We start from the raw sequence: 24,495 nt of genomic DNA, 5'->3' as shown, positions 1-24,495 counted from the left end.
ATTGAATGCAACGTCAGGCACGGCAACAAGCCGTAAAACGGTTATTGCAGGATGGGCAGTACCACAACCAAGCAGAAATTGTTACGGCCCTTGCACACCAGGGAATTCACGTTACGCAGGCGACGGTGTCCCGGGATTTAACTGCACTCCGGGTTGAAAAGGCGACGAACGCGGCGGGAGTTGGATATTACCGGCTTCCAACAGCAGAAGGTTCCCCCGTCTTACCTCGCCTTGAACGAACGGTTCGGGGGGCTTTGGTGGGAATTCGGGTGCACGACTCAATGTGTGCCCTCCAGGTTCTCCCCGGAAATGGTCCGGCGTTAGCGCATTTAATTGAGCAAGCGCAGTTTCCAACGGTTTTTGCAGCATTAGCAAACGATGCTATGGTGGTGGTATTTATGAATAATCCGGCGGCCGCTAAGCAGTTTGCGGATCAGGTTATGGCTTGGAGTAAGGAGGTGTAGGGCATGCTCCAGGAGTTAGAAATTCATGATTTTGCGATTATTGAGCAGTTAAACGTTACTTTTTATGACCAAATGACCGTGCTTACAGGAGAAACAGGAGCAGGGAAATCCATTATCATTGATGCCCTCGGGCTTCTTGCTGGGGGACGGGGCCTTAGCGAATTTATTAGGAAAGGGGCTCAAAGGGCGGTTTTACGTGGTCTTTTTGTTGTTCCAGTAGATGCACCGGTTGTTCAAGAGTTAACGGATAGGGGAATTTCTGTTAATGACGGTGAAATTCTCCTTGAAAGAAACCTTACCCGGGCGGGCCGGAACGTATGTCGTGTGAACGGGACCCTGGTAAATTTGGCAACGTTACGAGCGGTCGGGGAACGTTTGATTGATATTCACGGCCAAAATGAACACCAAGAGCTGATGCGACCCGAGACACACTTAGGATTGCTTGACGAGTATGCGCAGGAAACGCACACACTCCGGGAGCGTTACCAGGCTGTCTATAAGGATTATGAGCAACAACAGCAGGCCCTTAACCAGCGAAAAAAGGATGAACAAGCGTGGGCCCAACGACTCGATATGCTTGATTTTCAAGTAAAGGAAATTGAAGCAGCCCACTTAAAACCAGGCGAAGAGGAGAAATTGACTGCTGAAAAGGAGCGCCTTGTTAACTACCAGGCAATTCATGATGCGCTTGAGCATAGTTATCAGTTACTTAACGGTCAGGCAGACGTCCTCGGCCATTTGGGGACGGCAATGGATGAGCTAGAGCAGGTGGCCCAGTATAGCGACCGGTTAACGCAGATTAGCGAAACAGTCGGTGCGGCGTTTTATAGCCTGCAGGACGTCGAGCGGGATATTGCGGATGAACGTGATAATTCGGCATGGGACGAAGGCCGCCTTGATGAAATTGAACAGCGTTTGGAAGTAATCCACCAATTAAAGCGGAAATATGGTGACTCAATTGCGGCTGTGTTAGAACATTACGAGAAAATTAAGCGGGAGCTTACGACGATGCAAGGAGAGGATGCTGACCTTCAGTCCCTTGAGCGGGGCGTGCAATCCATTAAGAAAAAGGCGCAAACCCTTGCAGACCAACTGACTACTGCCCGGAAAAAAGCGGCCCGGCGACTTGAACAGGCGATTCATGTTGAATTGGCGGCGTTGTACATGAACAAGGTTATTTTTAAAGTCCGTTTTAGTAAAGAAAAGCTAACATTTAACGGTCAGGATGGGGTTGAATTTTACGTTCAGACTAATCCAGGGGAAGAAATTGGTCCGCTGGCGAAAATTGCTTCGGGTGGAGAGTTGTCCCGGATAATGCTGGCGTTAAAGACAATTTTTGCACACCGGAAAAACGTTACCAGTATCATTTTTGATGAGGTGGATACCGGAGTAAGCGGCCGGGTAGCGCAGGCGATTGCTGAAAAAATTTACCAGATTGCCACTAATTCGCAGGTACTTTGTATTACTCATTTGCCTCAGGTGGCATCAATTGCGCAGCATCACTATTACATTGAAAAAATGGTGCGGGCAGGGCGTACAACCACGCACCTAACAGTGTTAAACGATGCGCAGCGGGTTGATGAGATTGCCCGGATGTTAGCTGGGAGCACGGTGACACCATTAACCCAGAAACATGCGCAGGAAATGCTGTCAGCAATGCAAAAAGAGTAAGAAAATAGTTATGTAAAAAGAGCAACGGGAGGGACTTACTGTCCCTCCCGTTGCTCTTTTTATTATGCTCGCTTCTTTCGTTTGGGGTTAATCAGCAGAATATGGAAGAGGTATCCGGGCGGTGTCAAGGACGTGGCCCTCCATGGCGTGCAGTAATTCATTCATCCAGTATCCTTGTGGGAGGGAGAGGAATGTGTTCAGCGCATATCCTGTAAGAAGGTAGTCATGAACGCCGTGCGGTGGTCGCGGTCCCGTATATCCTTGGCAAATTTCTGCTGGGGCAGTCACAAACCTACTGGCATTACTATTCTTTCCCTGAATGAACTGGGCAGCGAGTTGTCGGCTTGCATCTTCGGGCAATACAGGAGTTGTTGCGGGAAGATTGGCAAGGGTCCAGTGGATCCAAGCAAACCCACATACGGGAATAGAATCATAGTCAACAAGGGTAAGGGCCAGCGTTTTGGTTGTTTTTGGGAAACCGGTAAATGTTACCGGAAACGACCGTACCGGATGATTAGCAACTTGGTCTGTTTGGGGTGCTCGGCTTCCAAACTGGTCAGCAAGATGCCCGTCAACGAGTGGAACTGTAATTTTCATATGAAGTCCTCCAATAATTAAATTGTATTACGATAAAGGCCAATAACTTTTCCGAGAATGGTAATGTCAGGAAGAATAATCGGTGCCATGGTATCATTCTCAGGCTGTAGCCGGATATGATCCTTTTCTTTAAAGAATCGTTTGCACGTTGCTTCGTTTTCGGCTGTCATGGCAATAATAATATCGCCGTTATCAGCAAAACGTTGCTTGCGTACAATTACCTTATCTCCGTCAAGAATCCCCGCTTTTATCATACTCTCACCACGAATTGTTAGCATAAACAGGTCTTCGGCGGAACTAAATTCCGGAGGAAGCGGGAAAAACTCATCCGTATCTTCGATTGCTAAGATTGGTTGCCCCGCCGTAACGGTTCCAATTACTGGAATTTGTTTAGCGTGGGGGCGAATTCCTAATACTTCTTTTCCAGCAACGGTAACTTCAATGGCCCGGGGTTTAGTAGGATCCCGCTGGAGATAACCCTTCTTTTCAAGACGAGCAAGGTGGCCGTGAACGGTTGAAGTTGACGAGAGGCTAACAGCCTGACAAATTTCTCGTACGGTTGGCGGGTACCCCTGTTTATTAACGTGATCATAGATATAGCGTAAGACGGCAATCTGCCGCTTTTCGGTTGGTTGAGACATTTTATAACTCCTATAATAAGTACTCTCTATCGCTAGGATACCATAGAAGAACGCTGTGGTGCAAACGGATGTTCGCACCATGCTTGTACCACTCCGCGGTTTTCGGTAAAATAAATGGTGATAAATGTGTAAACAAAGGAGGAGTGGACAGTGGCAGATGAACGACAGGGGAAGATTCCGCAGGACTTAATTGATCGGATTAATGAATTAGCCCGGAAGAAAAAGGCGACGGGGCTTACCGTAGAGGAGCAGGCTGAACAAAAACGACTGCGGGAAGATTACCTAGCACGGTTTCGCGCAAACTTTCGGAGTCAGGTTGAAATGTTACAGGTATATGATAAAAACGGAAAAGAGGTCACGCCCGAAAAGGTTAAGCAGATTCAGCGGGACCGCGGGCTCCGGGACGATTAAGTGAAGCGGGTGTTGCTCCGCTTCTTATTATTATGTAGAATTGTTAGGTGAAAGTTTAGAAAGGGGAATTTTAGGATGTCAACAGGGATATGGATTCTAATTGTAGTAATTGGCGTAGTTGGCGGATTTGTAGGGGGCTTCTTTTTTACCCGGAAATACATGGAAAATTACTTCAAAAATAACCCGCCGTTTAACGAGCAAATGTTACGGACGATGATGGTTCAGATGGGACAACGCCCGTCAGAAAAGAAATTGCACCAAATGATGACAGCAATGAAGGCCAGCTACAAGAAGCAAAACTAATTATCGGGATGTAGGGGCGAAGAAAACGGGTATAGGGAAAATCGTAAAGCAGCGAGTCAATTCAGCCCGTTTATTTTGGCACTAGGTTATCCATCAGAAGTAAAGAGGTTAGGGCTTAACGCCCCAACCCCTTTACTTTTATTCACATTTGATCATTGTTTTTTAGTTTTAGTGGGATCCTGGTAAACATAATTTGGATCGATTTGGTTATCAAGCTGCTGGAAAGCAGTATTCATTTGTTCAAGGATCAGAGCTTGTTTGTCTTTACTAAGGCGTCCTTGTCCAACGGTGATCGGGTTACCAAACGCAATGGTTGATTTGTGGCGTTTTAATATGTCCCGGAATGTGAGGGGGCCTTGGTAAACGGCGGGGACAATTGGGACGTTGGCCATTTTGGCGATGAGAAGTACGCCGCCCTTTAACTTTTGGGAGTGGCGGGTTCCGGACGGAAACATAATGAGGGAGATATCCCGTTCCTTCAGCCACTTAACGGGGGTTTTAATTGCCTTTATGCCTGGTTTACTCCGGTCAACCGGAAAGGCGTTGAGGTGGGTAATCAACCAACGCAAGAGTGGGTTTTTGAAGAGCTCCTTCTTGGCCATGTAGCAAAATTGTTTAGGGGTTGCTGCCCATGAGAGGTAGACCATGTCAAACCAGGCGCGGTGCGGAGCAACAAGAATGTAGTTTCCCTCAGGAAGGCGTTCTTTATTTAAAACGCGGGGTGCTCCGTTAATGATTCGGAGAAACGTGGTTCCGATAAAACGGATAAACGAGAAAAACACGGTGGTCATTCCTTTCGCATGTAATGGTAAAATTAAATCATGACTAGTATGCCGGATTTTTGTACCGGGTGCAAGAAGGAACTGGTGAAACGGAGGGGAAGTAGTGCAGGTAAGGTTACAGTCAGATGAGCGGATTGATCAGTTATATGCCCACGACATTCGAATTATTCAAAGCCCAAGTGTTTTTTCGTTTTCCCTTGACGCGGTGCTTCTAGCGGACTTTGCCCGCCCTATACTGAAAAGAACCGGACAAGTTGTTGACCTCTGCGCGGGGAACGGCGCAGTGGGACTGTTTTTATCAGCAAAAACCCGGGCCACCATTACTGCTGTTGAGCTTCAGCCTCGGTTAGCTGATATGGCCCGGCGCAGTGTTTTGCTAAATAATTTAGAAAACCGGATGCAGGTATTAACGTTAGACCTGAATGATGCGTTTACGCGGATTCCTAAGGATTCGGTAGATACGGTTACGTGTAATCCCCCGTACTTTCCGGTAACCCCGGTAAGTAAGAAAAACCCCAACCGGTACCTTGCCGTTGCTCGTCACGAGTTAACGGTAACCCTTGAGCAGGTTATTCGAATAACTAGTGGGCTTTTAAAAACAAATGGGCATGCTTATTTGGTGCATCGACCGGACAGGCTAGGTGAATTGATTATGCTGATGAGAGAATACCGGCTTGCGCCTAAACGGGTACGATTGGTTTACCCGAAGGCGGGCCGGGACGCCAACATTGTGCTGGTCGAAGGGATTAAGGATGGCCGCCCGGGAGGCATGCGGTTTGAACCACCAGTGCTAACTTACGGGAAGGACGGGCAGTATACGCCAGCAGTGAGGGAGATGTTGTACGGTGACGCCCACCAGTGAACAAAAATATTACTTTTACGTCCTGCTGTGCGCCGACCAGACGCTGTACGGTGGGTTTACGACGGACAAAAAACATCGGCTTGCTATGCATAACAGCGGACGGGGGGCCAAGTACACCCGTACCCGGCGGCCGGTAAAGATGATTTATTCTGAGGAATATTCAACTAAATCAGCAGCCTTAAAAGCGGAGTATGCGTTCAAACATCAATCCCGCCACGCAAAAGTGCGTTTTTTACGCCAACATGGCGTAATTGTTTCCGAAAGGTGTTGAATTTTGGGAACAAATCCGGTAAACTAGGAAAGGCGTTGTTCGGCAACGCTAGTTTACACTCCGGTGGATGAAAACGGGGGTGCTCGGATGAGTCCTTGTCTTCGTGGAGATCGGAGGAAGCAAAAACAATATGGAGGGAATTTCAATGGCAGTTATTACCATGAAGCAGTTGCTTGAAGCCGGGGTGCACTTTGGTCACCAAACCCGCCGGTGGAATCCAAAAATGAAGGAATACATCTTCACCGAACGGAACGGGATCTACATCATTGATTTACAGAAGACGGTTAAGTTAATTGATGAAGCCTACGACTACATGAAGGATGTTGCCGCAAACGACGGCGTTGTTCTGTTTGTGGGTACCAAGAAGCAGGCCCAGGACTCAATTGAAGAAGAGGCTAAGCGGTGTGGTCAGTTCTACGTTAACCATCGTTGGTTAGGGGGAACGTTGACTAACTGGAATACAATCCAGACCCGGATCAAGCGGTTAAAGCAGATCAAGAAGATGGCTGAAGACGGTACGTTTGACCGGCTTCCAAAGAAGGAAGTTGCTAAGTTAGAAAAGCAGCGTGACCGCCTGCAGAAGTTCCTTGGCGGGATTGAAGACATGCCGCGGATTCCAGACGTTCTGTTCATCGTTGACCCGCGGAAGGAACGGATTGCCGTTAAGGAAGCCCAGAAGCTGAACATTCCGATTGTTGCCATGGTCGACACGAACGCTGATCCGGATGAAATCGACGTTAAGATTCCGTCAAACGATGATGCTATCCGGGCCGTTCGTCTGATTACTTCAAAGATGGCTGACGCAATCGTTGAAGGTCGTCAGGGTGAAGACGACAACGATGTTAATGAAGAATCATTCAATAACAAAGATGATGCTAAGGCTGACTCAATTGAAGACATCGTTGAGGCCGTTGAAGGTGACAACGACAAAAAGGATGCTGAATAATTAATCAACAATCTTGGGCTGTCTCGGGAGGGCGTTAAGCCCGAACGGGGCGGCTTTTTATTAAACAACGAACTAGAAGAAAGGGAGGCCACAAAAATGGCAAGTATTTCTGCAAAGCAGGTTAAGGAACTCCGTGATAAGACGGGTGTTGGAATGATGGACGCCAAGAAGGCGCTGGTTGCGTGTGACGGTGACATGGACAAGGCAACGGACTTCTTACGTGAAAAGGGCATGGCCAAGGCTGCCAAGAAGAGCGGCCGGGTTGCTGCTGAAGGATTAGCTGACGTTGTGATTGATGGTAACACCGCCGCAATCCTTGAAGTTAACGCTGAAACGGACTTCGTTGCTGCGAACGACCAGTTCAAGACGCTGGTTAAGCACATTGGCGCGGTGATTGCTGCTGAAAAGCCGGTAGACGTTGAGGCTGCCCTTCAGGTTAAGACGGACAAGGGAACAATCAACGACGAAATCGTTGAAGCCACGGCCGTAATCGGGGAAAAGATTTCTCTGCGGCGGTTTGCGGTTGTTGAGAAGAATGAAGATGAACACTTCGGCGCATACATCCACATGGGCGGAAAGATTGCTTCTCTCGTTAAGGTTAACGGGGCGGACGATGAAACGGCTAAGGACGTTGCAATGCACGTTGCTGCTATCAACCCGAAGTACGTTAACCGCAATGAGGTCCCGGCTGATGTTGTCGCTCACGAAAAAGAAGTGCTGACTGAAGAGGCCAAGAACGAAGGCAAGCCGGAGAAGATCGTTGAAAAGATGGTGATGGGCCGGATGAACAAGTTCTTCGGTGAGATTTGCCTGGACGACCAGGAATTCGTTAAGGATTCTGACCAGAAGGTAGGTAAGTACGTTGCTTCGAAGGGTGGCAAGGTTGAATCCTTTGTCCGTTACGAAGTTGGTGAAGGAATTGAAAAGCAGGCTGATAACTTCGTTGACGAGGTTATGGGGCAGATTAAGTAACAATTATTGTTAATTGCTAGAAAGGACGTGGTGGGCATCACGTCCTTTTTTTATGCCGATATACGATTCTCAGTGTTAAAAATGGTTGATGAATAATTCTTTAAGAAACTATAAAAGGTCAGCAAAATATGATACATTAAATTAAGTTATTATTTTCCATATCGTATGAAAGTGAGGAGTTAATTCTAATGAAGAGGATTGATGAGCACGGGAAGGTGACCTTCTGGCAAGCTGGAAGCGATTATTTTCACGGGCTGTTTAACTTTAAGGGTCGAACAACGCGGCGCGGGTTAGCGTGGACATTGATTGGTGCGTTTGTCGTAATAGCATTTATGCAAAATATTTTGGACGGGCTAACGACGTACTGGCAGTATGGAAACATTTCTAATGTAGTTGAAAACGTCTTGACGTGGGTAATTATTTTATCCTTAGTTCCCGTTATTATTCGGCGGTTTCGCGATGCAGGAGTTAAGGGCTGGGCAGCGTTTATTGGTCTGGTTGTTACCTTTGTGTTTATGATGGTTCTGGATTTACTCGGACTCATTATGCTGGGATGCCTGTTAGGAATCATGATTTTTGTACCAACGGACAAGCTGGTGTTTCACAAGGATAACTGGTTACGGTATGTTTTACGATAGGAGGAAAATGAATTGAATCGTTCTGAGTTAAAGCAGCAAGCAAAGAACCTACTCCGTAATAACTGGTGGATGGGGGCACTTTATTCCTTTGCAGGCCTTGTGATAGCTTTTGTTTGTGTTTTTGGCTGTGGACTTTTAGTTGCATGCTGTGCAAAATTCATTACACTCTTCTTTAATGGCGATTCTACTAGTGCGTCAGCGATTGCTTTGGCAGTAGGTCTATTATTGGGGATATTATTAGGAGCTATTATTTCTTCTTACTTTAGCACGGGGCTGTGTTTCTTGATGCTGGAGTGGGCGAAAACCAAGAAGCGTCCGCAGCACTGGTTCCATCTCATTGTTACCCCGTTTACGGCAGGCTATTTTTGGCTAACATTACGGGTTTCGTTGCTACTGTTTATTTGGACGTTCTTCTGGCAGCTTTTCTTTGTTCCCTTAGGATGGGCAAAGGAGTATGCATATTCGCAGACAATGTTAATTATGCGCGAACACGTTGAGGCAGGGGAAAAGGTGACGGCCCGGCAGTGTATTAATGAAAGTCGCCGGTTGATGAACGGGTGGAAGGAAGACCTGTTTATTCTTGATTTAAGTTTCATGAACTGGGAACTTCCAGTTGTATTAGTCGGATTTATCGTTGCCCTCTTCTTGCAACGGCTTAACCAAGTTTTTCTGTTGTGGGGTTCGAGTATTATTCCCGTAGTAGCAGGGTGTATTGTTGCTATTTTACTAATGATGTTTGTTTCAACGTATCAGTACTTAACGAAGGTGTGTTTCTACCTGCAGTTAAAGCGGGAGTTCCACAGTGCCACGGCATCAATCCCCGTTGTGATATACCCGAATGGGCAGGCTGAGACGCTTGCAGGAGAAGAAGTCGGTAAGCGACCGTCAAGTAAGCCGTTCTGGATTATTGGGATTGCGGTTAATGCTGTACTCCTTGCTGGAATATTCCTTAATTGGGGATTATGTCGGCTCTCACCAAATCTACGGGCCACTATTTGTGGTAACGAATACCGCGTCACGATTAAGGGTGAAGTTCTAGGTTTTGATTACACCCAACATGCCCGGATAATTTTTCATACTAATAATGCATATATGAATACCGGAGACGAGGGACAGCACTTCACCTTCCTGCCGGTTGATGGGCATCATGACCGTGCGCGGTGGCGCCGGCGGGTTAGATCATTCCTTGATGACCTTGAAAATTATCCAAAGTATGAGGTCAAACCATCACAGAATGAAATTATTCTGAATGATAGGGATAATGATCCAGCAATTGAATTGCAACACGTAAAGCGTTCGGACCACGGAAGGGTGCTTACTGCACGGTGGCACGTTAAGGAAACTGATATGACGTACCACGTTAAACTTCAAAAAGTTAACTAGTAAAAAGAAGTTGGGACTCGTTCCCAACTTCTTTTGCTATTTCAATCCGTTATTTCATTCTAAGTAGTGTGGGACAGTTCTAGCTTTCCGGCAGGTTGAGCTGTTTTGCGAGGGATACCCGTTCATCCGGCGTTCCCAGAAGAACCGGGGACGCCTGCAGGACCGTCACAATATCGTGTAATTCGGCAACTGTTGGTGCGGTTGCAACCGGACTAACCGGGACGGTGGTTGCCAGTTGAATTGTTGGGTGGGTGGCGGTTTGAACCGGGAGCTGGTGGTCCACCCGGCGGAACAGAAACTGGAGCACCCGACCGTACGCGGGGGAGACGGTTTGGTGGGAATCCGTTGATAGTAGATTAAGAACCCGGTCAGGCTCAAAGATTCCGGGGGCCTCCTGGTGAGTGTCAAGCGTAGTGGCCAGGAAATAGAACTGCTTGATGTGAGCATCGCGGAAGTGCCGTTTCCATTTCTTTAGCCGTTTTTTCTTATTTCCATGGGGCGTAAAGGTTGCACAGAATCCAATAGTTGTTTCGGTGTCTTTAATAAGGAGTGCGGTACTTCCCCATAGACCATCATCGTTTGGGAATGGGGTGATTTGCAGATCGCCGATTATTGTGGGGTACCCGGTAGGCATAATTTGGACCCCTTTAAGGGAAAGCTTAAGTACCCCGGTTACGGTCAAAATTTGAAGGAGTTCATAGAGATCTTGAGAAATAAAAACGGGCATGGTTAGCGGCTGGTGTAGAAGGGTAATGACTGTTGGGGTGAGGTGACTAATAACTACAGGAGTTGTTTTATCCGTTAGTTCATCAACGTTAACGTGTGCTTGGGAAGTTGTAAGTGTTAGTCCTGTTAGGTGCTTAATTATTTGCATGGTTTCTCCTCCGGTTAATCTACCAGTCATTATAGCAGACTGCTTGCCGGCGGTTTGCTTCGGGGGTATGCTTAACTTGACAAGAGAATTAGGAGGGTGATGGCATGAAGTTAACTGTTACTGCTGCGGCTAAGGAGAGGCTGGCTAAGTACAATACACCGGGAACACTGTTTGTTCTTGATTTTGAGGATGGCGTTGGGCTTTCTAAGCAGGGCTCCGGGACCTGTTCGTTTGATAAGGAGTTTACGCTAGTTGTTGCTAATCACCAGACTGACTTGAGCGATTACCAAACGCAGCTGCCGGCAACGTACGGAACGTGGTATTACAAAGGATATAGTGCAGCGTTCATGGACAGTGATATGACGCTGACCGTCAATCCCCGGTATAGTAACTTAGAATTAAAGGGTAATCGTTCTGGGTTGCTATCAGCTGATTTACGGGTTAAGGATGTTCGGGGAAAAAAGCTTGCCCCGGCACACATTGAAAAATAGCCTAAAACACCGCCATGGAGGATATGCCTCTATGGCGGTGTCTTTAGTATTTATAAGGGTTTTAGAGTCGGTGAAGTAGTACCAAAGCTCCTCCTAAAATAACGAGGCATACCCCACAGTTAATAAGCGTGATGGTCTGATTTCCCCAATGGTGTAGTAGGTTACGGATAAAGAGAAGGAGCATGAGTCCGGCAGTGATTGCGCCTACAAGATAGATTATGTGAAGGGTGCCAAAGTATACTAGTAGCGCAAGGGCGATGATAAGAATAATCATTCGCGGACTTTGGTACCACCGTGCGTTTCCCATAAAGATTTGGGTGTACGTGAACTGGGAGCGGGAAGCGAGCATGTTAAAGCGCAGAGCTGTTGTAAAAAGCCAGAAAACAAATAAAAGTAGTGCGATTAATTCCATAAAGGGCCTCCGTTAGTTATTTTGAAAAAGGGTTGTAAGCCGCGTCATAAAGAGGCGTTCAAATCGATCCTTGTCAACGTTGACGGCTGCCCGGCTGTGGGCGGGCTGATCAAGCAGTTTTTCGTCCCCGATTGTGCGGCCGGCACACGGACCTTCAACCTCGACTTTCATGTTAAGCGCAAGCGTTGTTACGAGGCTAGGGTCAACAGCGACGGCAACTGCCAAGGGATCATGCAGGGCACACCCGTTCAGGTGCGGGTGAATATCCGCGTAAATGTCGATGTAGTAATCGACAATGGCAGCGTACTTCTCTCCGGCAGTTGTTCCCAGCGAACGCCACTGAGCCGTCTGCTCCTTCGTGAGGATAGTGCGGGTCGTAACGTCCAGTCCCACCATTGTTAGTGGGAGGGGACTTTGAAAGACTTCATTTGCGGCCGCAGGGTCCTGGTTGATGTTAGCCTCCGTGGTGGAAGTTACGTTTCCTGGAATTGTCAACGCCCCGCCCATTAACGTTACGTTTCCAATGAGATGGGTAATGGTCGGATCTTTTTTAATTGCGGCGGCAAGTGTCGTTAAGGGGTCAGTGGGAACAACAATGAGGTCGTTTCCGTACTGGTGAGCGGCTTCGATGATAAAATCACGGCCGCTCATCTGTTCAGCGGTGCGTGCAGAGTGGGGCAGGATTACATCCCCGACCCCGTTCATTCCATGAATACGCTGACTAATCGGCATAACACTAAATGTTGTGGCGGTTGAAGGATGGGTGGGTCCCATAAAGACGGGGATTTCAGGGTGGCCAAGCATGTCAAGCAGATCAAAACAGTTTTGGACTGCTTGTGGAGTCAGAACGTTGCCGTACGAGCCAATTATTCCAATTAAATCTGCTTCGGGGACGGTAAGCGCGTACGCAATTGCAAGGGCGTCGTCAATTCCCGTATCAAGGTCTAAAATCATTTTCTTTTTGGTCATGCTGGTCACTCCCATAATAATAATTATCTCCAGTGTAGCAGAATTTTTCTTCCGTGTGGGGGGCGCTTCGGGATTTTAAGGGCGGAACTAGTCGTTGTCCGGAAAATACGCTATATTGGTAGCAAGATGACCAAATTTTTGGTAAAAAATAGTTACTGAAAGGAAGAGGTAATGAGATGAAGTGGAATGAGGTCCGCGTGGTAACAACCGCTGAGGCAGCAGATGCGGTCACCAATATTTTGATGACAAACGGTGCCGGGGGTGTTCAGGTTGATGATGCGGGGACGGAATATCAATTAATTACGTATTTCCCGGCTACGACCGCTTTGCCTGAAGTAGTGACTCAGATTGAAACGCAGGTGCAGGGGTTAACACAGTATGGTCTAAATCCTGGAAGGGGAAAAGTAAGCGTTTGTTCCCGGGATGATGCTGATTGGGTTGATAAGTGGGAAAAGTACTACCATCCGCTTCGCCTAACGCGGTGGCTAACGATTGTTCCCCGGTGGGAGGATTATCAGCCGCAACAAGCAGATGAACGTTTGATTTACCTTGATCCGGGAAAGGCGTTTGGGACGGGAGCCCATCCAACAACTAGGCTAACGTTGCAAGCCCTTGAAGTAGTTGTGCGCGGGGGCGAAGAGATGATTGATGTGGGGACGGGTTCGGGAATTTTAGCAATTTACGCGCGGATGCTAGGTGTATCTCAGGTGATGGCCAATGATATTAGTGAAGAAGCGGTTGAATCGGCTAAACGGAATTTTCAGCTTAATCCTCAGGCAGCGCCCATTACGGTTAGTGTGGGGAATATGTTAGATGGGGTGACTCATCGGGTTGATTTAATCACGGCGAATATCTTACCGGATGTCCTTACCCCCCTTATTCCCCAGGCATGGACGTGGTTGAAGCCGACAGGGCACCTGTTATTATCGGGAATTATTGCTATGAAGAAGGAGCAGCTGGTTGATGCATTGACCGCTACGGGTTTTGTACTCGAAGAAACGTTTCAGCGGGGTGACTGGGTTGCACTAGTTGCTCGCCGGCCCGGAAAGGATGAATAATGCAACACTATTTTAGTACTACACCATTCTCATTAACAACAACCTTTGATCTCCCGGAAGAAACTTACCGTCATATTGCGACTGTGATGCGGATGCAGGCGGGTGATCAGGTTGAACTGGTTCATCCAGACCAGCGATGTTACGTTGTTGAATTAGACGAAGTAGGGCCACAACGGGTGACCGGCCACGTTGTCCGGGAGGTGACCCGGCCAGTTGAGTTACCCGTGGAAGTAACAATTACGTGTGGGGTTCCTAAGCAGAATAAGGCAGAGTGGATTGTTCAGAAGGGAACCGAACTTGGCGCCACGCATTTTATTTTTTGTGATAGCCAGTATGCGGTGGCCAAGTGGCAGTCAAGCAAGCGGGCCCGGAAAATCGAACGGTTACAAAAAATTGCCCGGGGAGCGGCTGAACAGTCCCATCGGCTCGTTATTCCGACCGTTGAGTATGTTTCCGGAATTGCAGCAGTTACAACGCAGAAGTATATGGTTCAACTAGTGGCGTACGAAGAAGAAGCCAAGCAAGGGGAGGTAACCCGGCTGGAGCAGCAGGTGCACGCCCTTATGCCGGGGGATACGGTAAACGTGGTTATTGGGCCGGAAGGAGGCCTTGCGCCTGCAGAGGTAATAGTCCTGCAACGGGCTGGCTATACCGCAGTGGGGTTAGGCCCCCGGATTTTACGGGCTGAAACTGCTCCATTATACGTGTTAGCAGCATTATCGTATGCTACTGAGCTTACTTCGGAAACCCGGATGGGCGTTTTGGAGGATAAGTAGTAAGATAGGAATAAATACTTCTGGATGGAGGAATGGGACCGTGAAGCAGGAAACAGTTTGGGATGCACAAGACGTTGTTGATATGTGTCGGGAGTATATGAATGATGATCATGTTGCGTTTGTGCAACGGGCGTGTGATTTTGCAACGTACGTTCACCGGGAACAGCGGCGGCAGTCTGGCGAATCATACATTATCCATCCCATTCAGGTGGCGGGAATTTTAGCTAACCTACACATGGATCCAGAAACGGTAGCAGCGGGATACCTTCACGATGTAGTAGAGGATACGCCTGTAACCCTTGGCGACGTGGGTGAGCTTTTTGGACATGACGTGGAAGTAATTGTCGACGGGGTGACTAAGCTGAGTAAAATTCAGTATAAGTCACACGAAGAACGATTGGCTGCGAATCATCGGAAGCTGTTACTTGCGATGGCGCAGGATTTACGGGTAATTATCGTAAAACTTGCGGACCGGCTACATAATATGCGCACCCTTGTCCATTTGCGCCCAGATAAGCAACGCCGGATTGCTAATGAAACGCTCGAAATATACGCTCCGTTAGCGGACCGGTTGGGGATTAATACCATTAAATGGGAACTAGAGGATCTTTCCCTCCGGTACCTTAACCCCCAGCAATATTACCGGATTGTTCACTTAATGAACGCTAAACGCGAGGAACGGGTACATTACATTAACACGGCAATCCAGGAGATCCGCCGGGTAATTGCGGGGTTGCATCTGAATTGTGAGATTTACGGACGGCCAAAGCACATTTATTCCATTTACCGGAAGATGCACGACCAACACAAGGAATTTAGCCAGATTTATGATTTATTAGCTGTTCGGGTAGTGGTAGATTCCATCAAGGACTGTTACGCGGTGCTGGGAGCGATTCACTCGGAATGGAAACCAATGCCGGGGCGGTTTAAGGACTACATCGCAATGCCCAAAGCCAATATGTACCAATCGCTTCACACAACGGTAATTGGGCCGCAAGGGAAACCGTTAGAGGTACAGATCCGGACAAAGAAGATGCACCGGGTTGCTGAGTACGGAATTGCTGCCCACTGGGCATACAAGGAAGGTAACACTGCCGGGGTGAAGCAGAGTGCTACGGGTGACCGGTTGAATCTGTTTAAGGAAATTGTTGAACTTCAACACGAAACCACTGATGCAAGTGACTTCATGGAAAGCGTTAAGGGGGACCTTTTTGGTGACCGCGTTTACATTTTTACTCCTAAAGGAGAAGTGGTTGAACTACCAAAAGGGGCTGGCCCCCTTGATGTTGCGTATGCCATTCATACGGAAATCGGGAACCACACAACGGGGGCGAAGGTAAACGGGAAGATTGTGCCGCTCGACTACCGTGTGAAGAATGGGGACATCGTTGATATCTTAACTTCTAAGAATTCAGCGGGGCCAAGTAATGACTGGCTTGATATGGTTCGCACTAGTCGGGCTCGGAATAAGATTAAGCGTTTCTTTAAGCGGCGTGACCGGGAGCAAAACATTGATAAGGGGCGCGACATCATTGATCATGCTCTGTTGGATGCAGGGTATGACCCACGGCAGGTATTAACCCCCACTAACATTGAACGGGTATTAGCTAAACGGCAGCTGAACTCGGCGGATGATATGTATGCGGCGGTTGGGTTTGGTGAGATGCAACCTGAAGGAGTGATAAACCGGCTGACAGAAGCGATTCGAAAGGAGCAACAAGCGCAACGGAATGCCGCCCGGGAACAGGCTGTTTTGCAACGTGAAGCTCCAGTAACTGATGATCACCGCGAAAAGAAAAAGCAAAAGCCAAACGATGCCGTGCTCCTTGAAGGCGCAGATAACATGATGATGCACCTTAGCAGGTGTTGTAATCCAATTCCGGGCGATAAGATTATTGGTTACATTACCAAGGGGCGGGGAGTGTCAGTCCACCGCGTCGGGTGCCCTAATATTCCTCAGGGTGAAAATGCCCGGTTGGTGGCGGTCGATTGGAACATGATTCCTGGGGCTGAACGGACGTACGAGGCCGAGCTTGAGGTCCAAGGATACAATCGTTCAGGATTATTAACGGACGTGTTACAAGCCGTGACTAACACTGTGAAAAACATTACGTCCATTAATGGGCGCGTTAATCATCAGCGGACGGTAATTATTTCAGTTGTCATGGCTATTCGGGATCAAGCACATCTTCAGCGGGTGATTGATAACGTTAAGCGTGTCCCGGACGTGTATGTTGTTAAGCGTCCGATTCACTAGGAGGAGTAAAATGCGGGTTGTTTTACAGCGGGTTAAGCGGGCTCAGGTAACGGTTAACGAAGCCGTAATTGGTAAAATTGGAACAGGCGTGGTACTATTAGTCGGGTTCACTGATGGGGACGGGCCAGCAGAGATTGAGTATTGTACCCGGAAAATTACCCGGGCCCGGATCTTTGCTGACTCGAATGGTAAAATGAACCAGAATATTCAGGCGGTTGGCGGGGCAATCTTAGTGGTTTCCCAATTTACCCTGTACGCCAATACCCGTCGGGGGAATCGGCCTAGCTTTACGGCGGCCGAAGAAGCGGGGAAGGCGCAAAGCCATTACGAGCAGTTTATTGCTTGCTTACGGGAAACCGGAGTTCCGGTTGCAACGGGGCAATTTGGGGCTGACATGCGGGTTGAACTGGTTAATGACGGCCCGGTTACTATTATTTATGATACTAACGATAAGTAGAAAGAGGGAGAACCATGAACGAGACCTACTTCTGGGATTTTGATGGAACGTTGTACAATACATACCCGGTGATGGTGGCTGCGTTTATTTATGCAATGCAAGAACAGCACATTAAGGTAAAAAAGGACGAGGTATACCATCATATGCGGCAAACATCACTCGGGCGGACATTTAAGTGGGCGTTAACAAACCATCCAGAGCTTGATGAGCCAACCGCCCGGGCGGCATATAAGGAATATGAAGAGCAGCGCCATGGCGAAATGCACCCGTTTCCAGGGGTTGCAGAAGTGTGCGCGCAAGTTGTTGACCACGGGGGACGGAATTTCTTGTTGACTCACCGGGACGAACAGGCCGTAATGATTTTGGAACGTGATGGATTGAAGAGATTCTTTAGTGGGTTCGTTACCTCCAAGTTGTCGTTTCCTCGGAAGCCAGATCCGGCATCCTTAAACTATTTATGCAATGAGTATTCTGTTGATAAGGAGCATGCGGTTATGATTGGGGACCGCGCCTTAGACGTTGAGGCGGGTCATAACGCTGATATGAAGGGAATTCTTTTTGACCCGGATAACATTATTGATGAAGATGGTAATCCGGATAAGCGGATTAAGTCGATGTGGGAGCTTGTCGACAAGAAGGCCTAAACCAGTATGTTTTAATTCAATAAAGTGTGCCTTATAAGGGCAATAAAAAGGATGTGATGGGAAGTCACATCCTTTTTAATTTAGTGATTCGTTTTAATGAAATGCTGAATTCCAGCGACCACGTCACTTGTCATTACATTACGGTACCGGTATGAACGGATATATTGAAAATCATGACTCGTGTTAATGTAGCCTCCTTCAATTAAAATTGCGGGGACGGTGTTATCCCGGATTACCAAGAAATTCCCGAAGCGCGATCCTTTATCCGTGATCGGGAGGTGTCGCAATTGACGGTTAATGTCCTGGGCAAGACGCAGGGATGCCCCTCGATGGTAGTAGTAGGTGGTAAGTCCGGAAGCTTCATTTTCGTCCGGTGACGAGTCAAAATGGAAGCTGATAAAGAGGTTGGCGTGCACCTGTTTTGCAAGGGTTGGCCGGGATTTCAAGCTGACAAACCGGTCGCTATTACGGGTGAGGTACACCTTTGCGCCTTTTGCCCGCAGCTTTTTTGCGACCATCTGCGCAAACTTTAGGGTATACGTTTTTTCCATTTGTCCGTGAACGGCTAATGCCCCCGAATCAGATCCGCCGTGGCCAGGGTCAATTACAATCGTTGTATCCTTTAAACTCCGGACTACGGGCCGGTATTTGGCTGGAACTTTCCACGCAGGAATCCACCCTCGTTGGTTGGCACTTGTTGTTACTTTAAGCCATTCGTACTTTGAGCGGATAACCGCCACGCGGGTCCCCTTGGGAAGAACCATGCTACCGTGATACTCGATCCCTGGACCAGTGCGCATGGTTGTCGTTTGCTGAATTGTTGTTTGGTTAAAGTATGTTTTTGTTCGGTAGGCAAGGTATCCGCCTAAAACGCAAAACACCGCAATGAGGACGATGAGGTCTCCCCGGATTTGCCGGTGCTGGTGGTTTGTTTGCATGATTACGTTCAACTCCCGTGTAATTAGTCGTCCTCTGCTATTATAGTACAAAGAAACGGGCTTTAAAAACGGGGGAAGACTTGACTTTTAGGGGTACGGTCAGTATTCTGAAAACTGAATATGAAAACCAGTGACAGGGATTAGTACCCGATGAGCGACCGGTAGCGACCGAATGAATGGTGGAAGGTTCGGGGTTAGTGTTGGGGAAGACACCCTCGAGGTACATTAAACCAATGTCGTGTGATACGTTATCTCAGTTAAGTTAAAAATAAGGTGGTACCGCGCCACGTTGCGCCCTTATCTGGCAGTTACTGGATGGGGCGTTTTTATTTTATTAACTGTAGGGTCGCCATTGTTAAAGGAGGTTATCAAATGAAGTATCAAAAACCGAAGGGAACTGCGGATATTTTGCCAACCCAAACAGCTGCATGGCAGTATGTTGAAGGGGTTGCCCGGAAATTATTTAACCAGTACCGGTACCACGAAATTCGAACGCCGATGTTTGAGAACTACGAAGTTTTTTCCCGGACATCAGGGGAGACTTCCGACATTGTTACTAAGGAAATGTACGACTTTAACGATAAGGGTGGCCGGCACATTACGCTGCGGCCGGAAGGAACGGCGGGGGTCGTTCGGGCCTTTGTTGAAAATAAGTTGTATGGTCCGGAAGTACAAAAGCCACTAAAGGTTTACTATATGGGACCGATGTTTCGGTACGAGCGCCCGCAATCTGGCCGGCTCCGGGAATTTCACCAAATTGGGGTGGAAGCATTCGGGGTGGATAGCCCGGCTTTAGATGTTGAGGTAATGGCCATGGCGGTTGATTTTCTTCACCGTTTGGGGTTAAAAGGACTGAGAATTGCCCTGAACACGCTTGGCGACGTTGAATCCCGGCAAGCATACCGGCAAGCTTTAATTGACTTTCTAACTCCGTACGAGGCGGAATTATCGGATGACTCCAAGGAACGGTTACACAAAAACCCACTCCGGGTGCTTGATAGTAAGGATGAACACGACCAGGAGATTGTCAAGAACGCGCCGTCAATCCTTGACTACCTAACACCAGCGGCGCAGGAGCATTTTGACCAGGTAAAGAACCTGCTTGATGAATTGGGAATCGAATACGAAGTTGACCCGAATATGGTCCGGGGATTAGATTATTATAACCACACAATTTTTGAAATCATGAGTAACGCTCAAGCCTTCGGCGGTAAGTGGATGACCGTGTGTGCAGGGGGGCGGTATAACGGGTTAGTTGAACAACTTGGCGGTCCGGAAACACCAGGAATTGGGTTCGGAATTGGCGTTGAACGGCTTCTACTAATCCTTGAAGCAGAACAGGGTAACTTGCCTACTGATGATCAGTTAGATGTGTACGTGGTTGGGATCGGCGCGGAGACTGATGCGGCAACGTTACGGGTTGTTCAGGCTCTTAGAAAGCAAGGAATCAGTGCTGACCGGGACTACCTGGCAAGAAAGCCGAAGGGGCAGTTCAAAGCAGCTAGCCGGTTAAACGCCCGCTACACGTTAACCATTGGGCAGCAAGAACTTGCCAACCAGACCGCTAATTTGAAAGAAATGGCGACGGGAACGGAGCGGCAGGTTTCCCTGGCGGATGTTGAACAGCATTTTAATGAGTTACTGAAGTAGGAGTAGGAGAATGAGAAGAACAACGTATTGTGGGAATCTAACGTCGGCATTTGTTGACCAGCAGGTCGTCTTAAAGGGGTGGGTACAAAAAAAGCGCAACCTCGGGAACCTGGTATTTATCGACTTACGGGACCGGCATGGAATTGTCCAGCTGGTAGTTAACCCTAAAACGCCTGCTAATGTCCGGGAGGCGGCAGAGTCTTTGCACGGTGAGGATGTTATTGAGGTGCATGGGACCGTGGTTAAACGGGGAGACGGCGCAGTCAACCCTGAAATGAAGACCGGGCAGGTTGAGGTGAATGTTCAGGAGATGATTATCCTTAATAAGGCCAAGACCACCCCGTTTGAAATTAAGGATGATATTAGTGCGGCAGACGATTTACGGTTAAAATACCGGTATTTGGATTTGCGGCGGCCGGAAATGCAACGGGCGTTATTGATTCGTAACCGGATTACCCAGGCCGTTCACCGGTACTTAGATGAAAATGACTTTATTAACGTAGAAACGCCTTACCTAACTAAGTCAACACCGGAAGGGGCACGGGATTATTTAGTACCGTCACGGGTTTACCCCGGGTCATTTTACGCGCTACCGCAATCACCACAGTTGTTTAAGCAGTTGTTAATGGGGGCGGGATTTGACCGGTACTATCAGATTGCCCGTTGTTTCCGGGATGAGGACCTTCGGGGAGACCGGCAGCCAGAATTTACTCAAATTGACATGGAAATGTCGTTTATGGATGCGGAAGAAATTCAAACCATGACTGAAGGCCTCCTTAAACGGGTAATGAAAGAAACGCTGGGGATTGACATCAAGACGCCAATTCAGCGGATTACGTGGAATGAAGCCATGGACCGGTTTGGTTCAGACAAACCCGATATTCGGTTTGGGATGGAGTTAAAGGACGTTGCTGAAGCAGTACGACCGGCTGGGTTTAAGGTTTTCGATAGCGTACTTGAAAACGGCGGTCAGGTGAAGGCAATCGTCGTTCCCAACGGGGCTGATAAGTATTCCCGGAAACAGATTGAGCAAAAACAGGAGTACATTAAGCGCTTTGGGGCAAAGGGCCTAGCCTGGATGAAGGTTACGGCAGACGGTTTTGGCGGGCCAATTGCTAAGTTCTTTAAGGGCGATACGGTGGCAAAAGCTGTTAAGGACGCAACGGGAGCCGCAGAGGGTGATTTGTTGTTATTCGTAGCGGATAAGCGAAAGGTTGTGGCGGATTCCCTCGGTTACCTGCGGTGTGCTATTGCTAAGGAACAGGGCATGATTGATGAAGATGAATTTGCCTTTATTTGGGTAGTTGACTGGCCGTTATTTGAGTACAGTGAGGAATTTGGTCGCTACATTGCTGCCCATCATCCATTTACGATGCCAAATGAAGAAGACGTTGCCTTGCTTGAAACGGATCCGCATAAGGCACACGCGCAAAGTTATGATATTGTGTTAAATGGTTATGAACTCGGAGGGGGCTCAATCCGGATTCATCGGCGTGACGTTCAGGAGAAGATGTTTAAGGCGTTAGGCTTTACACCAGAAAGGGCAAGGGCGCAGTTTGGCTGGTTTATGGATGCCTTAGATTATGGTTTCCCCCCACATGGCGGCTTGGCGCTGGGGCTGGATCGGTTTGCGATGCTCCTTGCTAAGCGGGATAACATTCGGGAAGTCATTGCGTTCCCTAAAAATTCAAAGGCGGTTGATCCGTTGACAAACGCTCCGCGACCGGTAGCTCAGAAGCAATTGGATGAGTTACACCTTGAAACGGAAGAATAAGTCCCAATAATTTACGGGAGGTTGTACCAGAGAAGGTGCGACCTCCTTGTTATTTTTGAATGGTCTGGTTCCTAATAAACGGGTTAGCTGCGGTAGGGGGAAATTAATAAATTTTACTGTGTTGGCTTGCCGGGGGACTGGTTGTGCGTTATCCTAACGACAGCAAAAGATGAAGGAGTCCCAAGCGTGAATGAATTACAAAAAATCTGGAAGCGTCATGCTTACATTTCACGGGCATCGACGGCATTTATTTACGGTATCTTAGTGTCAGTTGCAATGAATTTTTTTTGGACCCCCGGAAAAATTTACTCGTCAGGGGTAACAGGAGCGGCGCAGCTGGTTGCCTCCCTCACAGCACACTGGCAGCATCCCTTATCAGCGGCCCTAATGCTGTTTGTATTAAACGTTCCGTTGTTCGGGTTAGCCTGGAAGGAAATTGGACACCGGTTTACCGTTTTTACGTTCATTGCGGTTGTTTGCTCAAGTGTCATGATTAAGGTGCTTAAACCCGTGACGTTAACAACCGACCCAATCATTTGTTCAATTTTTGGGGCCGTAATTAATGGCTTTGGAACCGGATTAGCACTAAAAAACGGGATTTCGACGGGGGGACTGGATATTTTAGGGCTCACCCTCCGGAAACTAACCGGAAAAAGTATCGGGACGTTTAACCTGTTATTTAACGCCTTAATTGTGCTTGCGGCGGGGGCAGTTTACGGTTGGCCATATGCTTTTTACTCCGCGATGGGCTTGTTTGTCAACGCGCGCGTGATGGACATGGTTTACACCCGCCAGCAAAAGATGCAGGTGATGATCGTAACGACTAAGCCTAAGAGTGTAATTGACTGTATTCAAAATCACTTGCGGCGGGGAATTACGATTGTTCACGGCGCCGAAGGGGCGTATAAGCATGATGAAAAAACCATCCTCTTTACTGTCATTTCCCGCTATGAACAACCAGAATTAAGAATGGCAATGGAGGAATCGGATCCACACGCCTTCGTCAGTATTGCGGATAATGTTCATATTATGGGACACTTTTACGAACCCGAGCCATAGGGGGGTTCCTAATGAAGAAGGTAATTTATTTATGGCTTGTGCGGTTGGTGGCTGGAATGGTTAAAAATCGGGCACCACAAGAGATTGCATACGTCATGAGTTTTGGTAATAATCAGGAGTTTATTCGCGCGCTTGCACAACGGGCCCGGCAACTAGGAGTGCCAATCACGATTCTGTATAAGCCTAATTGTGTGGCAACGGCCCAGCAGCTAGCCGCCGATGGAATTAAGGTGCAGGCCTTTACGGAAGGCCTTTGTTTCTTGGGACGGCCATTACGGGTAATTATGAATGCGCGGTTACTGTTTTGTGATAACTATTACGCCTTTTTAGCAGGCTGTCCGTTCGATCATCAGCAAACCACGGTTGTTCAAGTATGGCACGCAAACGGAGCGGTAAAATCCTTTGGGTGGGAAGAACCGCAAACACGGCAACGTTCCCGGGCAGATAAGCGGCGTTTTCAACGTGTGTACGATCAGTTCGATGAATACGTCGTTGGCTCCACCCAGATGGCCCGGGTTTTTGCGCGAAGTTACCACGTTCCAGAATCCCGGGGACGCGTATTAGGATACCCGCGAAGCGACCGGTTATTTGATCAAACATGGCGCACACAAATACCTAATCGGATATACAAGCAGTATCCTGAACTTCAGGGGAAAGAGGTTTTTTTGTACGCGCCAACGTACCGGGAAGATGCGGTTGGGAAACCGGTATTTAATATCCCCGATGATTTTGCGCAAATTGTTGCGGGGTTGTCTTCCAAGCAACGATTGATAATTAAGTTACACCCCCACGTTCAAGCTACTGAGCAGGCATTTATTAAGCGGTTTGGCCGGCAAGTGATGGTGATTCCTGACTTTACCACGGAGGATCTGCTCACGGTAACGGATTGTCTGATTACTGATTATTCTTCGGTGATTTTCGATTACGCAGTTCTTCCTAATGCAGGGCGGATGATCTTTTATTGGTATGATGAGGCCGAATATCAGCAGCGAGTTGGTCTGCAACCTGACATGGCAGCGTGGCTTCCGGGCCCCATATGCCGGAATGCGCGGGAAGTTAGCGCCGCGCTTCAGTCCAAGAACGGACAGGCTAATTTAGTTTCATTTAATGCCCAGTGGAATACAATGAATGACGGAGAGGCAACTAGGCGGGTGCTTGATACGTACCTTCCGGTCAATAAATGAGGTGAGAAGTA

At 48.1% G+C, this 24,495-nt stretch carries 27 protein-coding genes; 20 read left to right on the top strand and 7 right to left on the bottom strand.

What is annotated here, in order from left to right:
* Positions 1 to 5: 5 nt before the first annotated feature.
* Both ACI3EZ_RS04430 and recN read left to right on the top strand, forming a co-directional pair.
* Positions 6 to 464 (top strand): arginine repressor, encoded by a 459-nt coding sequence (locus tag ACI3EZ_RS04430; protein WP_405025660.1) that lies wholly within the window; start codon positions 6 to 8, stop codon positions 462 to 464.
* Positions 465 to 467: 3 nt separating this feature from the next.
* A complete protein-coding gene (gene recN / locus ACI3EZ_RS04425; RefSeq protein ID WP_405025659.1) occupies positions 468 to 2,135 on the top strand; it encodes a DNA repair protein RecN in 1,668 nt (555 codons plus the stop codon).
* Between the two features lie 87 nt (positions 2,136 to 2,222).
* On the opposite strand, the gene ACI3EZ_RS04420 is transcribed toward recN, so the two are convergent.
* Together ACI3EZ_RS04420 and lexA are read right to left on the bottom strand one after the other, a co-directional pair.
* Complete coding sequence (locus ACI3EZ_RS04420; RefSeq protein ID WP_405025658.1) at positions 2,223 to 2,732, bottom strand: YbhB/YbcL family Raf kinase inhibitor-like protein; 510 nt, start codon at positions 2,730 to 2,732, stop codon at positions 2,223 to 2,225.
* 17 nt (positions 2,733 to 2,749) lie between these two features.
* Positions 2,750 to 3,373, bottom strand: coding sequence for a transcriptional repressor LexA (gene lexA / locus ACI3EZ_RS04415; RefSeq protein WP_405025657.1), 624 nt, complete (start codon positions 3,371 to 3,373; stop codon positions 2,750 to 2,752).
* A 150-nt stretch (positions 3,374 to 3,523) separates the two neighbouring features.
* On the opposite strand from lexA, the gene ACI3EZ_RS04410 reads away from it, so the two are divergent.
* Complete coding sequence (locus ACI3EZ_RS04410; RefSeq protein ID WP_405024235.1) at positions 3,524 to 3,784, top strand: DUF896 domain-containing protein; 261 nt, start codon at positions 3,524 to 3,526, stop codon at positions 3,782 to 3,784.
* Positions 3,785 to 3,859: 75 nt separating this feature from the next.
* The gene (locus tag ACI3EZ_RS04405) at positions 3,860 to 4,087 is read left to right on the top strand and encodes a YneF family protein (RefSeq protein ID WP_405024234.1); all 228 of its coding nucleotides are present in this window, start codon (positions 3,860 to 3,862) and stop codon (positions 4,085 to 4,087) included.
* Positions 4,088 to 4,239: 152 nt separating this feature from the next.
* On the opposite strand, the gene ACI3EZ_RS04400 is transcribed toward ACI3EZ_RS04405, so the two are convergent.
* Positions 4,240 to 4,869, bottom strand: a complete 630-nt coding sequence (locus ACI3EZ_RS04400; RefSeq protein WP_405025656.1) for a lysophospholipid acyltransferase family protein — start codon at positions 4,867 to 4,869, stop codon at positions 4,240 to 4,242.
* A gap of 103 nt (positions 4,870 to 4,972) precedes the next feature.
* On the opposite strand from ACI3EZ_RS04400, the gene ACI3EZ_RS04395 reads away from it, so the two are divergent.
* The 6 genes from ACI3EZ_RS04395 to ACI3EZ_RS04370 all read left to right on the top strand — a co-directional run bounded on the left by ACI3EZ_RS04395 (position 4,973) and on the right by ACI3EZ_RS04370 (position 9,941).
* On the top strand, positions 4,973 to 5,731 hold the full coding sequence (locus tag ACI3EZ_RS04395; protein ID WP_405025655.1) for a tRNA1(Val) (adenine(37)-N6)-methyltransferase: 759 nt from the start codon (positions 4,973 to 4,975) through the stop codon (positions 5,729 to 5,731).
* The gene (locus ACI3EZ_RS04390) at positions 5,715 to 6,002 is read left to right on the top strand and encodes a GIY-YIG nuclease family protein (protein ID WP_405025654.1); all 288 of its coding nucleotides are present in this window, start codon (positions 5,715 to 5,717) and stop codon (positions 6,000 to 6,002) included. Before ACI3EZ_RS04395 ends, ACI3EZ_RS04390 begins: the two co-directional genes overlap by 17 nt.
* Before the next feature lie 145 nt (positions 6,003 to 6,147).
* Positions 6,148 to 6,948, top strand: a complete 801-nt coding sequence (gene rpsB, locus ACI3EZ_RS04385; RefSeq protein ID WP_405025653.1) for a 30S ribosomal protein S2 — start codon at positions 6,148 to 6,150, stop codon at positions 6,946 to 6,948.
* A 96-nt stretch (positions 6,949 to 7,044) separates the two neighbouring features.
* Positions 7,045 to 7,920, top strand: coding sequence for a translation elongation factor Ts (gene tsf, locus ACI3EZ_RS04380; protein ID WP_405025652.1), 876 nt, complete (start codon positions 7,045 to 7,047; stop codon positions 7,918 to 7,920).
* 188 nt (positions 7,921 to 8,108) lie between these two features.
* Complete coding sequence (locus ACI3EZ_RS04375; RefSeq protein WP_405025651.1) at positions 8,109 to 8,558, top strand: DUF805 domain-containing protein; 450 nt, start codon at positions 8,109 to 8,111, stop codon at positions 8,556 to 8,558.
* Positions 8,559 to 8,570: 12 nt separating this feature from the next.
* A complete protein-coding gene (locus tag ACI3EZ_RS04370; protein ID WP_405025650.1) occupies positions 8,571 to 9,941 on the top strand; it encodes a DUF975 family protein in 1,371 nt (456 codons plus the stop codon).
* Between the two features lie 79 nt (positions 9,942 to 10,020).
* Here the strand turns inward: ACI3EZ_RS04370 and ACI3EZ_RS04365 are convergent, their stop codons facing one another.
* A complete protein-coding gene (locus tag ACI3EZ_RS04365) occupies positions 10,021 to 10,815 on the bottom strand; it encodes a hypothetical protein (protein ID WP_405025649.1) in 795 nt (264 codons plus the stop codon).
* A 104-nt stretch (positions 10,816 to 10,919) separates the two neighbouring features.
* Between ACI3EZ_RS04365 and ACI3EZ_RS04360 the strand changes: the two genes are divergently transcribed.
* Positions 10,920 to 11,306 carry an iron-sulfur cluster biosynthesis family protein gene (locus ACI3EZ_RS04360; protein WP_405025648.1) on the top strand — a complete coding sequence of 129 codons (387 nt, stop codon included), beginning with the start codon at positions 10,920 to 10,922 and terminating at the stop codon, positions 11,304 to 11,306.
* A 61-nt stretch (positions 11,307 to 11,367) separates the two neighbouring features.
* On the opposite strand, the gene ACI3EZ_RS04355 is transcribed toward ACI3EZ_RS04360, so the two are convergent.
* Positions 11,368 to 11,718 carry a hypothetical protein gene (locus ACI3EZ_RS04355; protein WP_405024224.1) on the bottom strand — a complete coding sequence of 117 codons (351 nt, stop codon included), beginning with the start codon at positions 11,716 to 11,718 and terminating at the stop codon, positions 11,368 to 11,370.
* 12 nt (positions 11,719 to 11,730) lie between these two features.
* Positions 11,731 to 12,687 (bottom strand): nucleoside hydrolase, encoded by a 957-nt coding sequence (locus tag ACI3EZ_RS04350; RefSeq protein WP_405024223.1) that lies wholly within the window; start codon positions 12,685 to 12,687, stop codon positions 11,731 to 11,733.
* A gap of 176 nt (positions 12,688 to 12,863) precedes the next feature.
* Here ACI3EZ_RS04350 and prmA point away from each other — a divergent pair, with 176 nt between their 5' ends.
* The 5 genes from prmA to ACI3EZ_RS04325 are packed head-to-tail and all read left to right on the top strand — an operon-like array spanning position 12,864 to position 17,879.
* The gene (gene prmA / locus ACI3EZ_RS04345; RefSeq protein WP_405025647.1) at positions 12,864 to 13,745 is read left to right on the top strand and encodes a 50S ribosomal protein L11 methyltransferase; all 882 of its coding nucleotides are present in this window, start codon (positions 12,864 to 12,866) and stop codon (positions 13,743 to 13,745) included.
* The gene (locus ACI3EZ_RS04340) at positions 13,745 to 14,521 is read left to right on the top strand and encodes a 16S rRNA (uracil(1498)-N(3))-methyltransferase (protein ID WP_405025646.1); all 777 of its coding nucleotides are present in this window, start codon (positions 13,745 to 13,747) and stop codon (positions 14,519 to 14,521) included. Before prmA ends, ACI3EZ_RS04340 begins: the two co-directional genes overlap by 1 nt.
* 40 nt (positions 14,522 to 14,561) lie before the next feature.
* Complete coding sequence (locus ACI3EZ_RS04335; RefSeq protein WP_405024220.1) at positions 14,562 to 16,778, top strand: RelA/SpoT family protein; 2,217 nt, start codon at positions 14,562 to 14,564, stop codon at positions 16,776 to 16,778.
* Positions 16,779 to 16,788: 10 nt separating this feature from the next.
* Entirely contained in the window at positions 16,789 to 17,235 is a 447-nt protein-coding gene (dtd, locus tag ACI3EZ_RS04330; protein ID WP_405025645.1) for a D-aminoacyl-tRNA deacylase, read from the top strand.
* Positions 17,236 to 17,249: 14 nt separating this feature from the next.
* Positions 17,250 to 17,879, top strand: coding sequence for an HAD-IA family hydrolase (locus tag ACI3EZ_RS04325; protein ID WP_405025644.1), 630 nt, complete (start codon positions 17,250 to 17,252; stop codon positions 17,877 to 17,879).
* An 80-nt stretch (positions 17,880 to 17,959) separates the two neighbouring features.
* Here ACI3EZ_RS04325 and ACI3EZ_RS04320 read toward each other — a convergent pair whose 3' ends face one another.
* Positions 17,960 to 18,817, bottom strand: a complete 858-nt coding sequence (locus tag ACI3EZ_RS04320) for an N-acetylmuramoyl-L-alanine amidase (protein WP_405025643.1) — start codon at positions 18,815 to 18,817, stop codon at positions 17,960 to 17,962.
* Positions 18,818 to 19,189: 372 nt separating this feature from the next.
* Between ACI3EZ_RS04320 and hisS the strand changes: the two genes are divergently transcribed.
* The 4 genes from hisS to ACI3EZ_RS04300 all read left to right on the top strand — a co-directional run bounded on the left by hisS (position 19,190) and on the right by ACI3EZ_RS04300 (position 24,484).
* Positions 19,190 to 20,467, top strand: coding sequence for a histidine--tRNA ligase (gene hisS / locus ACI3EZ_RS04315; protein ID WP_405025642.1), 1,278 nt, complete (start codon positions 19,190 to 19,192; stop codon positions 20,465 to 20,467).
* Positions 20,468 to 20,477: 10 nt separating this feature from the next.
* Positions 20,478 to 22,241 (top strand): aspartate--tRNA ligase, encoded by a 1,764-nt coding sequence (gene aspS / locus ACI3EZ_RS04310; protein ID WP_405025641.1) that lies wholly within the window; start codon positions 20,478 to 20,480, stop codon positions 22,239 to 22,241.
* A gap of 186 nt (positions 22,242 to 22,427) precedes the next feature.
* Positions 22,428 to 23,300, top strand: coding sequence for a YitT family protein (locus ACI3EZ_RS04305; protein WP_405024214.1), 873 nt, complete (start codon positions 22,428 to 22,430; stop codon positions 23,298 to 23,300).
* 11 nt (positions 23,301 to 23,311) lie between these two features.
* On the top strand, positions 23,312 to 24,484 hold the full coding sequence (locus tag ACI3EZ_RS04300) for a CDP-glycerol glycerophosphotransferase family protein (protein WP_405025640.1): 1,173 nt from the start codon (positions 23,312 to 23,314) through the stop codon (positions 24,482 to 24,484).
* Positions 24,485 to 24,495 lie beyond the last annotated feature (11 nt).

Source organism: Ligilactobacillus sp. LYQ60 (genome assembly GCF_045033015.1).
Taxonomy (GTDB): domain Bacteria; phylum Bacillota; class Bacilli; order Lactobacillales; family Lactobacillaceae; genus Ligilactobacillus.
The sequence above is the reverse complement of the archived record's forward strand: the minus strand, read 5'-3'. Positions and strand labels throughout refer to the sequence as shown.

What these genes read in the sequence shown, in the direction of transcription:
- ACI3EZ_RS04430 (WP_405025660.1), top strand. Translation starts at nt 6, where the DNA reads ATGCAACGTCAGGCACGGCAACAAGCCGTAAAACGGTTATTGCAGGAT.
- recN (WP_405025659.1), top strand. Translation starts at nt 468, where the DNA reads ATGCTCCAGGAGTTAGAAATTCATGATTTTGCGATTATTGAGCAGTTA.
- ACI3EZ_RS04420 (WP_405025658.1), bottom strand. Translation starts at nt 2,732, where the DNA reads ATGAAAATTACAGTTCCACTCGTTGACGGGCATCTTGCTGACCAGTTT.
- lexA (WP_405025657.1), bottom strand. Translation starts at nt 3,373, where the DNA reads ATGTCTCAACCAACCGAAAAGCGGCAGATTGCCGTCTTACGCTATATC.
- ACI3EZ_RS04405 (WP_405024234.1), top strand. Translation starts at nt 3,860, where the DNA reads ATGTCAACAGGGATATGGATTCTAATTGTAGTAATTGGCGTAGTTGGC.
- rpsB (WP_405025653.1), top strand. Translation starts at nt 6,148, where the DNA reads ATGGCAGTTATTACCATGAAGCAGTTGCTTGAAGCCGGGGTGCACTTT.
- tsf (WP_405025652.1), top strand. Translation starts at nt 7,045, where the DNA reads ATGGCAAGTATTTCTGCAAAGCAGGTTAAGGAACTCCGTGATAAGACG.
- ACI3EZ_RS04375 (WP_405025651.1), top strand. Translation starts at nt 8,109, where the DNA reads ATGAAGAGGATTGATGAGCACGGGAAGGTGACCTTCTGGCAAGCTGGA.
- ACI3EZ_RS04365 (WP_405025649.1), bottom strand. Translation starts at nt 10,815, where the DNA reads ATGCAAATAATTAAGCACCTAACAGGACTAACACTTACAACTTCCCAA.
- ACI3EZ_RS04360 (WP_405025648.1), top strand. Translation starts at nt 10,920, where the DNA reads ATGAAGTTAACTGTTACTGCTGCGGCTAAGGAGAGGCTGGCTAAGTAC.
- ACI3EZ_RS04355 (WP_405024224.1), bottom strand. Translation starts at nt 11,718, where the DNA reads ATGGAATTAATCGCACTACTTTTATTTGTTTTCTGGCTTTTTACAACA.
- ACI3EZ_RS04350 (WP_405024223.1), bottom strand. Translation starts at nt 12,687, where the DNA reads ATGACCAAAAAGAAAATGATTTTAGACCTTGATACGGGAATTGACGAC.
- prmA (WP_405025647.1), top strand. Translation starts at nt 12,864, where the DNA reads ATGAAGTGGAATGAGGTCCGCGTGGTAACAACCGCTGAGGCAGCAGAT.
- ACI3EZ_RS04340 (WP_405025646.1), top strand. Translation starts at nt 13,745, where the DNA reads ATGCAACACTATTTTAGTACTACACCATTCTCATTAACAACAACCTTT.
- dtd (WP_405025645.1), top strand. Translation starts at nt 16,789, where the DNA reads ATGCGGGTTGTTTTACAGCGGGTTAAGCGGGCTCAGGTAACGGTTAAC.
- ACI3EZ_RS04325 (WP_405025644.1), top strand. Translation starts at nt 17,250, where the DNA reads ATGAACGAGACCTACTTCTGGGATTTTGATGGAACGTTGTACAATACA.
- ACI3EZ_RS04320 (WP_405025643.1), bottom strand. Translation starts at nt 18,817, where the DNA reads ATGCAAACAAACCACCAGCACCGGCAAATCCGGGGAGACCTCATCGTC.
- hisS (WP_405025642.1), top strand. Translation starts at nt 19,190, where the DNA reads ATGAAGTATCAAAAACCGAAGGGAACTGCGGATATTTTGCCAACCCAA.
- aspS (WP_405025641.1), top strand. Translation starts at nt 20,478, where the DNA reads ATGAGAAGAACAACGTATTGTGGGAATCTAACGTCGGCATTTGTTGAC.
- ACI3EZ_RS04300 (WP_405025640.1), top strand. Translation starts at nt 23,312, where the DNA reads ATGAAGAAGGTAATTTATTTATGGCTTGTGCGGTTGGTGGCTGGAATG.